Annotated in this window: 15 protein-coding genes, 1 pseudogene, 1 riboswitch and 1 other annotated feature (1 of these 18 cut by a window edge); of the genes and pseudogenes, 9 read left to right on the top strand and 7 right to left on the bottom strand. The window is 29.4% G+C overall.

Annotated elements, in window-relative coordinates:
- Window positions 1–22: 22 nt before the first annotated feature.
- The 7 genes and pseudogenes from U8307_RS05995 to larC all read left to right on the top strand — a co-directional run bounded on the left by U8307_RS05995 (window position 23) and on the right by larC (window position 6,161).
- On the top strand, window positions 23–1,000 hold the full coding sequence (locus U8307_RS05995) for an ABC transporter permease (RefSeq protein ID WP_326911062.1): 978 nt from the start codon (window positions 23–25) through the stop codon (window positions 998–1,000).
- Window positions 1,001–1,816, top strand: a complete 816-nt coding sequence (locus U8307_RS05990) for an ABC transporter permease (RefSeq protein WP_326911060.1) — start codon at window positions 1,001–1,003, stop codon at window positions 1,814–1,816.
- A 30-nt stretch (window positions 1,817–1,846) separates the two neighbouring features.
- The gene (locus U8307_RS05985) at window positions 1,847–2,776 is read left to right on the top strand and encodes an ABC transporter ATP-binding protein (RefSeq protein ID WP_326911058.1); all 930 of its coding nucleotides are present in this window, start codon (window positions 1,847–1,849) and stop codon (window positions 2,774–2,776) included.
- Complete coding sequence (locus tag U8307_RS05980) at window positions 2,760–3,371, top strand: ABC transporter ATP-binding protein (RefSeq protein ID WP_326911057.1); 612 nt, start codon at window positions 2,760–2,762, stop codon at window positions 3,369–3,371. Before U8307_RS05985 ends, U8307_RS05980 begins: the two co-directional genes overlap by 17 nt.
- Before the next feature lie 16 nt (window positions 3,372–3,387).
- A complete protein-coding gene (larE, locus tag U8307_RS05975; protein ID WP_326911054.1) occupies window positions 3,388–4,215 on the top strand; it encodes an ATP-dependent sacrificial sulfur transferase LarE in 828 nt (275 codons plus the stop codon).
- Window positions 4,215–4,979: a nickel pincer cofactor biosynthesis protein LarB gene (gene larB, locus U8307_RS05970; protein WP_326911052.1), complete on the top strand. Its 765-nt coding sequence runs from the start codon at window positions 4,215–4,217 to the stop codon at window positions 4,977–4,979. The genes larE and larB overlap by 1 nt, the downstream gene beginning before the upstream one ends.
- A gap of 1 nt (window position 4,980) precedes the next feature.
- Window positions 4,981–6,161, top strand: a pseudogene (gene larC / locus U8307_RS05965) (nickel pincer cofactor biosynthesis protein LarC).
- 32 nt (window positions 6,162–6,193) lie between these two features.
- On the opposite strand, the gene U8307_RS05960 reads toward larC, so the two are convergent.
- The 3 genes from U8307_RS05960 to U8307_RS05950 all read right to left on the bottom strand — a co-directional run bounded on the left by U8307_RS05960 (window position 6,194) and on the right by U8307_RS05950 (window position 10,346).
- A complete protein-coding gene (locus U8307_RS05960) occupies window positions 6,194–7,084 on the bottom strand; it encodes a DMT family transporter (protein ID WP_326911050.1) in 891 nt (296 codons plus the stop codon).
- 27 nt (window positions 7,085–7,111) lie between these two features.
- Window positions 7,112–7,609, bottom strand: a complete 498-nt coding sequence (locus U8307_RS05955) for an SEC-C metal-binding domain-containing protein (protein WP_326911049.1) — start codon at window positions 7,607–7,609, stop codon at window positions 7,112–7,114.
- A gap of 109 nt (window positions 7,610–7,718) precedes the next feature.
- Window positions 7,719–10,346: a phosphodiester glycosidase family protein gene (locus U8307_RS05950; protein WP_326911047.1), complete on the bottom strand. Its 2,628-nt coding sequence runs from the start codon at window positions 10,344–10,346 to the stop codon at window positions 7,719–7,721.
- Between the two features lie 221 nt (window positions 10,347–10,567).
- A riboswitch (SAM riboswitch) is annotated at window positions 10,568–10,663 on the top strand.
- Between the two features lie 115 nt (window positions 10,664–10,778).
- Between U8307_RS05950 and metK the strand changes: the two genes are divergently transcribed.
- Entirely contained in the window at window positions 10,779–11,957 is a 1,179-nt protein-coding gene (gene metK, locus U8307_RS05945; RefSeq protein ID WP_326911045.1) for a methionine adenosyltransferase, read from the top strand.
- Window positions 11,958–12,033: 76 nt separating this feature from the next.
- Window positions 12,034–12,849, top strand: coding sequence for a 3-keto-5-aminohexanoate cleavage protein (locus U8307_RS05940; RefSeq protein WP_326911043.1), 816 nt, complete (start codon window positions 12,034–12,036; stop codon window positions 12,847–12,849).
- A gap of 90 nt (window positions 12,850–12,939) precedes the next feature.
- Here U8307_RS05940 and U8307_RS05935 read toward each other — a convergent pair whose 3' ends face one another.
- The 4 genes from U8307_RS05935 to U8307_RS05920 all read right to left on the bottom strand — a co-directional run bounded on the left by U8307_RS05935 (window position 12,940) and on the right by U8307_RS05920 (window position 15,768).
- A complete protein-coding gene (locus U8307_RS05935) occupies window positions 12,940–13,794 on the bottom strand; it encodes a hypothetical protein (RefSeq protein WP_326911041.1) in 855 nt (284 codons plus the stop codon).
- 129 nt (window positions 13,795–13,923) lie between these two features.
- Window positions 13,924–14,703 carry a hypothetical protein gene (locus tag U8307_RS05930; RefSeq protein ID WP_326911040.1) on the bottom strand — a complete coding sequence of 260 codons (780 nt, stop codon included), beginning with the start codon at window positions 14,701–14,703 and terminating at the stop codon, window positions 13,924–13,926.
- Window positions 14,696–15,397, bottom strand: a complete 702-nt coding sequence (locus tag U8307_RS05925; RefSeq protein WP_326911039.1) for an ABC transporter ATP-binding protein — start codon at window positions 15,395–15,397, stop codon at window positions 14,696–14,698. Before U8307_RS05925 ends, U8307_RS05930 begins: the two co-directional genes overlap by 8 nt.
- Complete coding sequence (locus U8307_RS05920; protein ID WP_326911038.1) at window positions 15,397–15,768, bottom strand: GntR family transcriptional regulator; 372 nt, start codon at window positions 15,766–15,768, stop codon at window positions 15,397–15,399. The genes U8307_RS05925 and U8307_RS05920 overlap by 1 nt, the downstream gene beginning before the upstream one ends.
- 161 nt (window positions 15,769–15,929) lie before the next feature.
- Window positions 15,930–16,058, top strand: a binding site (T-box leader) (it continues 64 nt past the right edge of the window).

Below are 16,058 nucleotides of genomic sequence, written 5' to 3'. Positions count from 1 at the left end.
AAGATAAAGATAGGAAAATCAGATGAATATTTTTAAATATATAATGTTTAATTTCTCCAGAATGATTATTTTGATTATTTTAGTTTGTATTGTAACCTTTACTTTGGTAGTAAATTCCCCAATTGACCCTATAAGACAATATATTGGGGAAGGCAATACAGTTAGTATAGAGCAAAGAGGAGAAATTGAAAAGTATTGGGGTTTAGACGAATCAAAAATCGATAGATTTATAAATTGGTCATCTAATTTACTTAAAGGTGATTTAGGTGAATCACTTATTTTTAGAAAAAGTGTTATTTCTGTTATTAGTGAAAGGGCAATTAATTCATTATTTTTAATGGTATCTGCCTTTATACTTTCAGGTATGGTGGGATATATTTTAGGTTTAATAATGGGTAAATACAGAGATTCACTTTTAGATAAAATAATTAAATCAATTTGTATAACTTTTACAGCTACACCAACATTTTGGGTTGGGATACTTATGCTCATAATATTTTCAGTGAAACTTAAAATTTTTCCTATTGGATTTAGTGTTCCAATTGGGATAACCACTGATAATATTAATATTCTTGAAAAAATACATCATGCAATTCTACCTATAATTACTTTAACTTTGGTTTTTGTTCCTAATGTTGCTATGCATACAAGAAGCAAAACTATAGAAGTTTTACAAAGTGATTATGTTTTATTTGCTATAGCTAAGGGAGAAAGTGAGAAATCTATCCTTAAGAATCATATTTTTAAAAATACTGTTTTGCCTGCAGTTACTATACAGTTTGGATCATTTAGTGAAATATTTGGTGGCAGTGTATTGGCAGAAAGTGTTTTTTCTTATCCTGGACTTGGCTCTACAGTTGTACAGGCAGGATTAGGGGGCGATATACCTTTATTATTAGGTACTACGATTATAACGGCTATATTTGTATTTATGGGAAACTTTATTGCAGACATTCTTCATATGGCTATGAACCCTATGATTAGAGAGGAGAAAGTTTAATTGGGCAGGAGAGATAAAAGTAAAGTTATACTTATTGCAATATTAGTTATTATAATATTAATAATGGTTTTTGGAACTTTAATTACAGATGAAATGTTGTCACCTCAGTTTGAAATTAAAAATCAATTACCTTCTTTAGAACATCCCTTTGGTACTGATTGGTTAGGAAGAGATATGTTTTTAAGGACTATAAAAGGTTTAAGAAATAGTTTAGTTATAGGGTCCATTGCATCATTAATTAGTTGTATAATTGCATTGATAATAGGTGGATTGGCAGGGACTATGCCAAAATGGGTTGACTTTATAGCGAAATTAGCAATTGACTTAGTTATGGGAATACCTCATATTATTTTGATAATATTAATTTCTGTATTAAGCGGTAGAGGTGCAAAAGGTGTATTGATTGGTGTTGCGGTAACTCATTGGACATCACTTGCACGAATAGTTCGTAGTGAAGTATTACAGGTTAGAAGCAATAAATATGTAATGGTATCTAGAAGGTTTGGTAAAAATGGTTGGTATATTTTTAAAAATCACATGATTCCTATAGTTTTTCCTCAGTTTATTGTAGGGCTTATATTAATGTTTCCACATGCTATACTTCATGAGGCATCTGTAACATTTTTAGGGTTTGGATTATCTCCAGAGTCAGCAGCAATAGGTATTATATTATCTGAAAGTATGAAATATTTAGTTACGGGGATGTGGCATTTAGCTTTTTTTCCTGGCCTTTCATTAGTAGTTTTAGTATTACTTATAAACAAATTAGGAGAAAATTTATCTTTACTTCTTAATCCTAATTTTGCAAGAGAGTGAGTAAAGTTTTAAATAGATTGGAAGAAAAATATGAAACCTTTATTAGAAATAAATAATCTATCAGTTCAATTTAGAATGAATGATAATAAAATAAAAAATAATGATAATTTAGTTATAAATGATTTATCTATAATGGCATATCCAGGGGAAATATTAACTATAGTAGGAGCTAGCGGAAGTGGAAAGAGTATATTAGCAGAAGCAATATTAGGATTACTTCCTAGTAACGCAGTAGTAGATGGTGATATATATTATGATGGTAAATTAATTGATTCAAAATTATTGAAATCTTTAAGAGGGAATGAAATAACATATATTCCACAGAGCATTTCATGCCTTGATCCATTAATAAAAGTTGGTAAACAGGTTAGAAACTGCATAAATGATAAGGAAATTAAGAAAAAACAACGTAAAATATTTGAACAATATGATTTATGTGAAAATTCTGAAAAGTTATACCCATTTCAACTATCTGGTGGCATGGCAAGGAGGGTTTTAATTTCTACTTCTGTTATAAAAGAGCCGAGTCTCATAATAGCCGATGAACCTACTCCAGGACTTGATGTTGAATCTGCTAAAAAGACAATGAACTATTTTAGAAATTTTGCAGACGAAAATAAAGCAGTTGTATTAATAACCCATGATATAGAGTTAGCTATTAATTATTCAGATAAGATCGCTATATTTTATGCAGGACATATACTTGAGTTGACTAAAGCTAAATATTTTAATAAAGGTGTAAGTTACTTAAGGCATCCATATACGAAAGCATTATATAATTCTTTACCTACAAATGAATTTAAGCCAATAGAAGGTTACCAGCCTATACCTAAAATAGGTGATATAGGATGTGTTTTCCGGGATAGATGTAATTATAAAGAAGCAATTTGTGATAAAAATGTAGAAATGAAGAAATTTAATGATGAAATGGTGAAATGTAATTATGATTTTAGAAGCTAAAAATATTGGGTTTAAATATAACAATAGTTCATATATTTTGAAAAATGTGGATTTTAACGTATCTTCAAATGAAAGAGTTGGATTAGTAGCAAAAAGTGGTTATGGAAAAAGTACATTTGCAAAAATATTGGCAGGTCATGTTATGCCATCATGGGGTAATGTTGTTATAGATAACAAAGAAATTTTAAATAAAGAATATTATCCTGTTCAGTTAATATATCAACATCCAGAGGAAACTATTAATCCTAGGTGGAGAATGAAAAAAGCTTTAACAGAAAATGGTAAGATAAATTATAATCTTATAGAAATTTTAGGTATCAAGGATATATGGCTAGACAGGTATCCTAATGAGTTGTCTGGAGGAGAACTTCAAAGGTTTTCAATAGCAAGATCTATAACAAAGGATACCAAATTTATAATTGCTGATGAAATAACTGCAATGCTTGATGGAATAACTCAAGCACAAATTTGGAATTCTTTAATAAAAATATGTGAAGAAAGAAATATTGGAATGGTTATAATAACACATAATAAAGCATTGGCAAGCAGAGTATGTACAAGAGTAGTAAACTTAGAAGAAATCAATAATATATAATTTGAGGAGTATAATAATGGAACAAAAATATAATAAATTAAGAAGTATACTTAAAGAGATGGGTAGTGTTGCAGTAGCATTTTCAGGAGGGGTTGATAGCACATTTTTGTTAGCTGTTGCAAATGAAGTATTAAATGAGAATGCAGTTGGAATAAATGTAAGTGCATCAATGTATCCTAAAAGAGATACTTATGAAACTGAAGAATTGGCTAAAATATTAAAGGCTAAGTTTATTCCAATTATTGGTGATGAATGGGGAATAAAAGGTTTAGTAGCAAATGAACCAGACAGATGTTATCATTGTAAGAAAGCTGTTTTTACATTAATTATAGATACAGCAAACAAAAATGGATATAAATTTGTTGTCGATGGAACTAATGCTGATGATACTTCAGATTTTAGGCCTGGCATGAAAGCACTTAAAGAACTTGGTGTAAGGAGTCCTTTAAAAGAAGCAGGACTAAGCAAGGAAGAGATACGTGTTCTTTCTAAAAAACTAAATGTCCCAACTTGGAATAAGCCTTCTATGGCTTGCCTTGCATCTAGAATTCCCTATGGTACACGAATTACTAAGGAAAATTTAAAAATGGTAGAAAATTGTGAAAATTATCTCCTTGATTTAGGATATACTGGTTTTAGAGTGAGATACCATGGAAATTTAGCAAGAATAGAATTGAAAAAAGAGGACTTTGCTAAATTTATAGAAAAGGATAGGGAAACTGTAGTTGAATTCTTTAAGAAAGAAGGATTTAATTTTGTCACTTTGGATTTACAAGGTTACAGAATTGGAAGTATGAATGAAGAAGTAAGTCAAAATACTAAGGATGAGTGGGATATAAAATAATGAATAAAAATGATTTAAAAGAATTATTGAATAAAGTAAAGAATGAGGAAGTAACAATTGATACAGCTGTAGAAAAACTTAAAGAATTACCTTTTACTGAAATAGGCAACTACGCTAAAATTGATAACCATAGAGCTTTACGTAATGGATATCCAGAGGTAATATTTTGTCAAGGCAAGTCACTAGACCATATTAACGGAATTATTACTAAGATGTTAGCTATGGGTGAAAATAATATTTTAGCAACAAGAGCCAGCAAGGAAGTTTATGAAAGTGTTTGTAAAATTACAGATAATGCAATATATTATGATTTAGCGAGAATCATAATAATAAGAAGAAAAGAAATAATAAAAACTGAAAATTCTATATTAGTGGTTACTGGAGGCACCGCAGATATTCCTGTTGCAGAAGAAGCAGCTATAACTGCAGAAGTTTTAGGGAATAAAGTTGAAAGGCTTTACGATGTTGGTGTAGCAGGTATCCATAGATTACTTTCTAAATTGGATGTTATTTATTCTGCCAATGTAATAATTGCTGCAGCTGGAATGGAAGGAGCAATAGCCAGTGTTGTTGGAGGTCTTGTTGACGTACCAGTTATAGCAGTTCCTACAAGCGTTGGTTATGGAGCTAGTTTTAATGGAGTAGCTGCATTGTTAGCAATGCTGAACTCCTGTGCATCAGGGACTAGTGTTGTAAATATAGATAATGGATTTGGTGCGGGATATCTAGCGAGTATGATAAATAAAATGAATGGAGAAAAATAAAATGAATATATTATATATGGATTGTTTTTCTGGTATAAGCGGAAATATGATAATAGGTGGTTTATTGGATTTAGGTATAAATGAAAATGAACTAATTAATGAGTTGAAAAAATTAAATGTAGAAGGGTATCACATAGAAGTAAGTAAAAAAGTTAAAAATGGTATTGAAGGTACTTATTTTGATGTAATATTAGAAGATGAGCATCATTCACATGAACATCACCATCACCATTCACATGAACATAGAAATTTACATGATATTGAGAAAATTATTGAGGATAGCCAACTTTCTGATAAAGTTAAAAAGCTCTCAAAAAAAATATTTATTTATGTAGCAGAAGCTGAATCTAAAGTTCATGGAAAACCTATTGACCAAGTTCACTTTCATGAAGTAGGGGCTATTGATTCAATTGTAGATATTATAGGAACTGCTATTTGTATTGATATGTTAAATATAGAAAAAGTAGTTGCTTCAAAGCTTCATGTAGGAACAGGATTTGTAAAATGTCAGCATGGATTAATGCCAGTACCAGCGCCAGCAACTTTAGAAATTATTAAGAATGCTAGTATTCCAATATATTCTAAGGGTATTCAAGGAGAACTTGTAACACCTACGGGAGCTGCAATTGTTGCAGCATTAGCACAAGAATATAGTGAACAACCAGATATGGAAATTGATAAGATAGGTTATGGTGCAGGTTATAAAGACTTTGAAATTCCTAATTTATTAAGGCTTGTTTTAGGAAAAAAAAAACTAATTTAAACAGTATAATATTAGCAGAAACAAATATAGATGATACAACTGGAGAGGTGTTGGGGTATGTTATGGAAAGATTATTTGAAGCTGGGGCATTAGATGTTTTCTTTACTCCTATTTACATGAAGAAATGTCGTCCTGCTGTTAAACTTACATTTATAGCTCAAGAAGAAGATTTAGATACTTTAGAAAGAATAGTGCTTTCGGAAACCTCAACTATTGGTATAAGAAAAATTAAAGTTGAGAGAACTACTATGGAAAGAAGTTACGAACTTATAAACACTAAATTTGGTGATATTCACGTAAAAAAGGTTGTATATGGAGATATCATAAAATTCAGCGGGGAATATGAAGATATAAAAAAAGCAGCACTTAAAAACAAGGTATCAATAAAAGAAGTTTATGACGAAATTAAAAACATCTAAAAAGATGCACTGGGGACAGTCCCCAGTGCATCTTATTTTGAAAGAACTGTTTTTATTTTAACTTTTTCTTCTTTTATTAATGTTATTATTAATACTCCTGTTAATATGAGAATGCATGCAAATATGTTTTTTAATGTAAAGGGTTCATTTAATAAAATAATACCTAATAATATGCTTGTAATAGGTTCGAACATTCCAACAATTGCAGTTACAGTAGGACCAACATTTTTTACAGCCATAGTGATTAATGTATTAGCTAATACAGAAACAAAGATTGAAACTAAGAGTGTGTATATCCAACCTTTTATAGACATATTAAATACTAAGGTTTTAGATATCATTCCAAATATAAACATATATATTGATGCAAAGGCGCTAAGGAATAAAGAAATTTTAAATGGATACATCGCATTTAAACCACTTTTATCAATGTAAAGAAGGTGAGCGCCATATATTACCCCTGACAATAATGCCAATATTACTCCTACTATACTAAAGCTGCCTTCGAAAAATAAAGCAACTCCAATAGTTGATAGAACTAAGGCTAATATTTTTTCTTTACTTATTTTCTCTTTAAATATAATCACAGAAACGGCAGCAACTAAAACAGGATAAATATAATGTATTGTAGTAGTCATTCCTACAGATATATAATTATAGGCACCATAAAGTGTGATAGCAGTCAAAGAAGGGCCAAGGGAACTTAAGATAGCTAATTTTTTAATTTCTTGCTTTGTTATAGCTAGGGGAATTTTCTTATATTTTAAAATTCCAAAAATAAAAGGAATGGAAAGAAGACTTCTATAAAAGGTTAGTGATAATGTGTTGCTTCCCTCCATATATGATAATTTTCCTAAAATAGGAGTAAATCCGTAAATAAAACCAGCTAAAATTGCATAAATTAATCCTCTTGTTTTATTCATAATTTCCCCTTCTTTTCTTGTTGCTGTTTATTTACCGCAACATTTTTTATATTTTTTTCCTGAACCACAAGGACATGGATCATTTCTACCTATTTTTTCACCTTTAACGACTATTTTAGAACGGTTATAGTCTTTTTTTATCTGTTTTCTTTTGTCATCGTCAAATATATTATTCCATTCATTCATATCATATAGCCATTCAGCTTTTGCATCGTGCATATTCCATAATAACTTCTCAAAATCAAGTTCTAACTTTATTTCCGATTCTTCTGTTAAATCTTCTAAATTTATAGATTCCTTAAAACTTGTATTTGCACCATCTAAGAAACCTACAAATTGCATACTAGTCATGTTGTTATTTTCAGCTAAATTTTTTATATTACCTTCAATAACTGGATTTTTTTCTTCTAGTATTTTTCTATAACATTCTGCTTCTTTTCCCATGTATTCTTTCCAAAATTTTTGATAATCTTCTTGAGTAGAAATACCTTCTAAGATTTCATTCCATTCTTTATATAAACTCATAACGATCCTCCTAAAATATATTACAAAGATATTTTATCAGAAAAAAATAAAATTACAAGAAAAACTGAATAATATTACAATAAAAAGTGCCTCGAAAGGCACTAAGACTTTAATTAGTATAAGCAACACCATTTTTTGTTAAACCAATTTCAAAATTGCTATCATACTTTATATATCTAATATTATTTTCTAAATAAGTAGATTCATTTTCTCCTTGCCAAACAACAAACACATCGTTATTTATTGATGTTTGTTCAAGAATGTTCTTCAAAATTTTAATTTCTCTTTCATCACTAATTTGTTGAAGGCTATTATTCATTGTAAGGATAATGACCTTGTCTTCATAATTTGGCATGCTCTTAATATTATTCCACATTACAGTGTTTGACGCATTTAATGTTCCACTGGTTACAATGGCATCAAAATACAATATATTATCACTGCTTATAGAATTTCCATTAGAATCAGTTAATACTATATCATTTTCTTTTATAGTCAATTTTTCTGAATAATTTGAAATATTACTAACTTTTAGTGGATCGATAAATTCTGTTTCTGTTTTCAATCCAAGGTTTTTATCTCTTGGTTCATGCATAAGTCTCAAATTATCTATATATATTGTTCCTGTATCTTTCCTTGTTTCATTGATTTCAGCAAGGTATATATTATTTAAGGTAATAGGATATGCAATGCCATCAGGAATATCTGCTGTAACCCACTTCCATCCAGTCCAATTAACCTCATCTTCGAAGGTAATCTTAGTTTGTGTGCCATAAGAGTCAGTAACTCTGCATCTTAGCCAATGATCCTTACCATCACCATAAACCCACATTCCGATAGCTTTTGGTTTACCATCGAGTTTAATGCCTTCTCCGTCTTTTCCAAAATCAACAAATGCAATACTTTGGTCAGTCATATCAGTGAAATCATAATCTAGTTTTAATGCATTGGCTCCTTCTTTTACAATATTATCTGTAATAGATATATTTCCTTTGGAATCTTCAGGATAGAGATTTAATTTAAGGTTATTTAAATTTTCAAATCTATTTAAAGTTTCATAGCGGTAACCTACTTTGACTTGAATATTTTTAATCGCACTGCCAAATGTTGCGGTTATAGCTCCAGTATTATTAATATCACCTGCAGTGAAAATTCCATCTTCTACTTTACCTATCTTATTTCTATAAGTATAATTAATATACTCTGATGGAATATAAGCTGAATTACCATTTTTGTCAATACCAAGAATGTTATTTAAATTATGTGTTTCTCCATAATTTAAGACTAGGTTGTCTGAATTAAATTTTAAAGCAACGGGTGTATCTATTACGTCTATTTCTATTTCACCTTTAGTATCTCCTATAGAAGCTGTTATTAAAGCTTTACCTGGGTTTTTCGGAAGAAATTTATTGTTCTCAATTACACCTGCAGTTGAAGGAGTAACAGAATAACTAACATTGCTTTTATCAATGTCCAATGGTGTATAGTATTCATTCAAAAATTCCAAATCTAATTCAAGCTCTGTATTGTTAAAAACTTTATTATTTGAAGTAGTTATATTAATTTTGTCAACATTGTTACTATCTGGTGCGGTATTGAAAACTCCAACACCTGAAGCGATTTTTCTTTCATATCCATCTGATGGCATATTTACAATAGTGATGTTAGAATTTTTAAGGAAATCAATACCCATAGTTGTAGATCCTCCTCCGTCCATGTTGACAACATTGTAAGCACCTAAATCAACCATAATTTGAGCTAGTTCTGTTTGTTTTATACTTGTATATTCCTTATTTCTTCCATCAACAGTTACTAAAATCATTTCTGTATTGTCTTTATTAAAACCTATTGCAGTACGAGGATGAGCACCGAGTACTTCATCACTAATATCATTTATTTCACCATTTTTAACTAGATGATTTAACCCACCAAAAGACCAGTCTATGTTTTCAGTGTTAAAATCTAATTCAATATTCAATGAAACTGGCTGCCCAGATTTAAAGGAATTTGTCATTTTTTCTATTGTGTCAGGATTACAACTTGCAACGATGTAACCTTCTTCTGGAATTATAGTTGAAGGTTGATTTCTCCTTACTTCTGACACTGTATTGTTTACTACAACTACTTCTAATATATCTTTATCTCCGCTATAACCAGGAGACATTTTATTCCAATCAGAAGTTAGTATAGTTGGGCCCCAATCAATATTAGAAGTTTTATTCATAACAACAATATCATATTGAATATCATCTGAGCCATAAAGTGTAATATTAGGATTCCAAAGTGATATATCCACTGTACCATCCAATAATCTTGTTACTGATGGGTATCCATAACTGTAAGGTAGAGGAGATGTGATAATTTCCCCGTCCTTAATTATTGGTCCATATGTATAAGTTGGATTTCCCATGTAAAAAAAGTCTCCATTAACACCTGCTACAGCTCCAGATGATTTTAACATAGAACTTAATGTTCCCCTGTTAGATACACCTTCTTTATTTGTTACAGGTTCTACTTTTGTATACGGGTCTGTTAGGTTTGTGCGAACAACATTTATGTTCATCCACCCTTGAGAAGTGTATTTTTCAATTCTTTCATATGTAATACCCGTAGAGAGTCTAGTTTCCTCAGATAAATCATAAACAGTGTATAAGTCGCTGCCGAATACTGATGATGTTAATAATAGAATCATAGTAGCAGAAATAGCTGCAATTTTTTTTATAAACAAATTAATCATTCCCTTCTGTATTTATGTATTTAAATTTATGCTTGTCCATTATACCACATATAAAGTATAAATTAACATGTATTTATTTAATTAATATAGTAAATTATAGAAATGTAAGGATTGTAATATACGCTTTTATTTAGACGTTTTAAAAGGATTTAAGTTCCAAAAATATTTAAAGTTCAGCTATTGACATAAAAAAATCTATATGATATTATGAATTGTAACAATCCTTATCAAGAGTGGTGGAGGGACGAGGCCCAATGAAACCCGGCAGCCTGATTTATTCAAGGTGCCAAATCCCGCGGATTTCCGAAAGATGAGGCTATATATGTAGATAGAACCTCTTCTATGGAAGAGGTTTTTATTTTTTAAACTATATAAATTAGTCATTATGCTTTCACAATGAAAAGAAAAGTAAAGTATAGAAAGGATCATAAAATGAAAAAATGGTTATTTACATCAGAGTCTGTAACAGAAGGACATCCTGATAAAATTTGTGATCAAATATCTGATGGAATATTAGATGCTATTTATGAACAAGATCCATTTGGTAGAGTTGCATGTGAAACTGTAACAACAACTGGTCTTGTATTAGTAGCAGGAGAAATTAGCACTAATTGCTATATAGATATTCCTAAAATAGTTAGGAATACTATAAAGGATATTGGTTATACAGATGCGGAGTATGGCTTTGATTACAAAACTTGTTCTGTATTAACTGCAATTGATGAACAATCATCAGATATTGCTATGGGAGTAAACGAAGCGGCAGAGTATAGAGAAACTCATTTAGACAAAAACGATGCAACAGGAGCTGGAGATCAAGGTATGATGTTTGGGTTTGCATGTAATGAAACACCTGAATTTATGCCTATGCCTATCAGTTTGGCACATAAATTATCTCTAAAACTTTCAAAAGTAAGAAAAAATGGTATTTTGGGTTATTTAAGACCTGATGGAAAGACACAGGTTACCATTGAGTATCATGATAATAAACCTGTTAGAGTAGATGCCATTGTAATTTCAACTCAACATGACCCTGAAATTGAAATAAGCACTATTGAAAAAGACTTAAAGGAGCATGTAATAAAAACAACAGTACCAGCTGAATTAATCGATGAGAATACAAAATATTTTATCAATCCTACAGGTAGATTTGTTATTGGAGGCCCTCAAGGGGATTCAGGATTGACTGGAAGAAAAATTATTGTTGATACTTATGGAGGATATTCAAGACATGGTGGTGGAGCATTCTCAGGCAAGGATCCAACAAAGGTAGACCGTTCAGCTGCATATGCATCAAGATACATTGCAAAAAACATTGTTGCAGCAGGCCTAGCAGATAAATGTGAAGTTGAGCTTGCCTATGCTATTGGAGTTGCAAAACCAGTTTCAATAATGGTCGATACTTTTGGAACAAATAAAATTGATGAAGAAAAAATAGAGAAAGCCATTAAAGATAACTTCGATTTAAGGCCAGCTGCAATAATAGAAAAGTTAAACTTAAGAAGACCAATATACAAACAATTAGCTGCTTATGGCCACTTTGGAAGAGATGATTTAGATTTGCCTTGGGAAAAGCTAGACAAGGTTGATATATTAAAAAAATATTTATAATTAATGACATAGTTATTTTTCCAATAATGTCATTGCTATGAATAAACATTGCGGTTCAATTTTAGGAGGTGAGATTTTGTCTAAATTAATAATAACTGTAGCGACAACAGGCTCGATATATACTAAGGCTGATACACCTCATATACCAATAACGGCTGAGGAAATAGCAAATGATGTAAAAGAGTGTTATAATGCTGGTGCTTCAGTTGTTCATATTCATGCAAGAGATAAAGATGGAAGAAAAACACATGATTTTATGAGATATGTAGAAATAGTCGAAAAAATTAAGGAAGTATGTCCTAAAATAATTATACAATTATCAACAGGTGGAAGAGCTGGATTAGATTATGAGAGTAGGACTCAAGGTTTAAAATTAAATCCTGAAAGTGCTGCTTTAACAACAGGGTCAGTAAATTTTGAGGAAATGGTTTATCAAAATTCTCCTAAATTCATAGAAAAAATATCAAAAGAAATGATGAAAAGAAATATTAAACCTGAAATTGAGGTATATGATATTAGTATGATATACAAAGCAATTGAACTAAAGGATAAGGGGTTGATTCGTGATCCTTTATACTTTAACTTTATATTGGGATTTAAAAATTGTCAACCTGCAACATATAACCAACTTACTAGTCTTTTAAATGCTATTCCTAAAAATTCTATTTGGGATATTACGGGAATTGGTGAAAATCAAATGTTTACAGTTTTTTCCGGAATAAGCCTTGGTGGGCATGTAAGGATTGGATTGGAAGATAATATTTATTATAAGCCTGATAAATTAGGCAAGAACGTTGACTTTGTAGAGAGAACAGCGAAACTTGCAAAGATATATGGTAGAGACATAGCATCTCCAGATGAAGCTAGAAGAATATTGAAGATAAGAAGATAAGTTTAATATGTTTTTTTTCGATATAAAATAAAAACTCTTTTCAATATTAATTTAATATTGAAAAGAGTTTTTTTATAATATTATAGTTAATCAATTGAAATCAATACTACCTACATTAGTTGTAAGTTCTACTCTTGTTTTTCCATCGTTGTTTATTTTAACTATCTCTTTCATCATAAACTCATTTATTACAGTTTCATAGCTTGAATCTTTAGGAAGTGTCAAGTTAATATCTCCGACAATAACATTTGCCTTTATAACTTTAGAGTTGTAAATATCAGAAAAATCACAATTTATGTCTCCTGTATTTATAAGGAAGGTTGAACTGTTTAAAGAAATACAGTTATCTAAGTTTATATCACCAACATCTACCTTTAAATCATAAGAAGCACTTGAGTTATTTATATTTACTTCTCCAACATTAGATACAACTTCAATTTGTCCTTGAACATTATTTATTGTAATGTCACCAATATTTGTATTTATAACAAAACTTTTAATAGTTTCAGGAATTTTTATATCTAATGTTACTTGTATCATATTTGATGGATCTAAATTATTAATATTTTTTGAAGTATCAATATTAATTGATTTAAATTTTTCTTCAATAGTATAGGTGAAGTCTTCAATCAATTTTTTTGCATCTTCCATATTGTTTGCTTTAGATTCTAGTTTTACGTCAATTAAAGTATCACTTGATTCATGGCTTGTTATGTTTATATTTCCAATTGCGCTCTTTATGATTAATTTATTCAAATCTGAAGCACTAATGGTGTGTGATTCTACTTTTTGCACCTTTTCTTTACCTGTTGTTTTGATTACAGCATCAGTTATTTTATCTGAAACATCCTTTACAACATTTTCATCTATTTCGTAATTAGATGTACAACTCGTTGTAGAAAACAAAAGTAAAGCAACTAACAATATGCTTATTAATTTTTTCATATTTATCCCTTTCTGATAACTAGGCAATATTATGCCATGATTTATTAAAACTAACACTATCTTATTATGGATTAAAATTCTTTAAATATTACTTAAATTAACATAAAATATAAATTTATACAATTATAGCTACAAATTAATTTTCTTTTCTAAAAGATATCCTGAACCAGCAGTCATTATAGCACATTCAATTAATGTTATTATTATAAAAGGTAGAAAGACTGTTGCCATATCTGTGACTGATATATTACTTCCATTAATTAAAGGGTTATAATATGGAGTTAAAGCAGACATTATATTTGACGACAGGTAAGATATTCCCCAATTTAGTATAATAAAAATTATAAAGCTTAGAAATCCTCCTAATCTTATTTCAGAAAATATGCTTTTACGTATAGTAATAGAAGTGTACACTGTTAATATAAAACTTATTATAAATACTAATGCAGTTAGTAAAAAAACAAATAAATGGCCTAAATTAAATCCTATACTTCCAGATAGTATCATATTAATTCCTCTAGTAATTTCTGAGAGGTTAATATTAAAATCTAATCCTGCAACTGTCATCAAGTAAATTCCATTTATTAAAATGAAAATTAAATATATAAAAAGTATTGCAAAACCTTCTAATATTGCAGTCAATACTTTTGAAATTACAATTTTATATCCACTGTTTGGCGTCATAAATAACATATATCCTAATTTTTTATTTAAGTCGTCACTATACATTTTAATTACATCAGAAATATATAGAATCGATATTGCAACAGGAAAAAGTGATAAGCATGATATACTTCCTGTAACCCCTTTATTAATAATTGCAATGAGATTAATAATTATAGCAGTGACAGCAGTTATTAAAAACATTTTATGTTTTCTTAAAAATTCATATTTTATTATATTATACATTTTTGTAAACCTCCTTATAGATGCCTTCTATTGAAGTGCCGTATTGCTTTCTTAATTCTTCAGCATCACCATCAACTTCTATTTTTCCATCTTTTAAAAATATTACTGAGTCTAACAGTTTTTCCATTACACTAACTAAATGACTTGAAATTATTATTATTTTATTTTCATTAAAAGACTTTATTATTAAATCCATAATTATTTCTCTTGATAATATATCAACACCATTTAGAGGTTCATCAAGCATATATATGTCAACATCACGACTTAATGCAAGAGTAACTTTTAACTTTCCAATTAAACCAGATGATAATTTAGATACTTTAAAATTTGAATCAACATTTATGTCATTTAATATTTGCATTGCATAATCTGTTCTAAAATCAGAATACATATCTGAATAATATTTTATAATATCTTTTACTTTAAAGGAATCATATAAATAATTCTCAGTAGGCATATATGAAACATCTCCTTTAGTTTTATATGATAAAGGAGTACCATCTATTAATACTTCTCCTGATGTTTGCTTATGAAGACCTGCAATGATTTTCATTAACGTAGTTTTACCGCTGCCATTTGGTCCAATTAATCCATATATTTTACCTATTTCTAAATTCAATCCTATATCTTCAAGAGCTGTTTTATTATAATATTTCTTTGATAAATTACTAATTTTGAGTACTTCTTTCATTATAAATCATTCCCTTCATTTATATTTGCTTTTTTTATAAAATTCAACATATCATCTTTTTTATAACCTATTTGTTCCATGCCATTTATAAAATTATAAATTAACTCCTTTGCCATGTCATATCTTATACTTTCAATTTTTTCCGTTGATTCAGTTATAAATGTACCTAACCCACGTTTTGTAAATACTAAATCTTCCATTTCCATCTCCTTATAAACTCTTGCTACAGTATTAAAATTAATTCCTAACTGGCTTGAATATTCTCTTGAAGAGGGCATCTTGCCGCCAGGTTTTAATTTACCTGTTACTATATCTTGTTTAATCTTGTGCATTACTTGTATATAAATAGGTATATTGTTATTAAATTCCATTTTATCACCTCTTTTTAATAAAGCGTACTAGTGTCATAGATAAATAGTACACTAATACATGATTAATGTCAATAAGTAAACTTGTTAAAAAACCGTAATATTTGCTCTAAAAAATGACTTGACATGATAATTTATTAGTTATATAATCTTACAAATCTTACATATAGACGTTGAAGAAAAGTAGTAAATAGTGTTATTATTTTAGAGAGTCGATGGATGGTGGAAATCGATATAATAAATTATTGAATCCGTTTCTGAGTTTCTTGAGAAAAAACAAGACGTTTAATTGC

It is taken from the genome of Sedimentibacter sp. MB31-C6, assembly GCF_035934735.1.
Lineage (GTDB): Bacteria > Bacillota > Clostridia > Tissierellales > Sedimentibacteraceae > Sedimentibacter.
The sequence above is the reverse complement of the archived record's forward strand: the minus strand, read 5'-3'. Positions and strand labels throughout refer to the sequence as shown.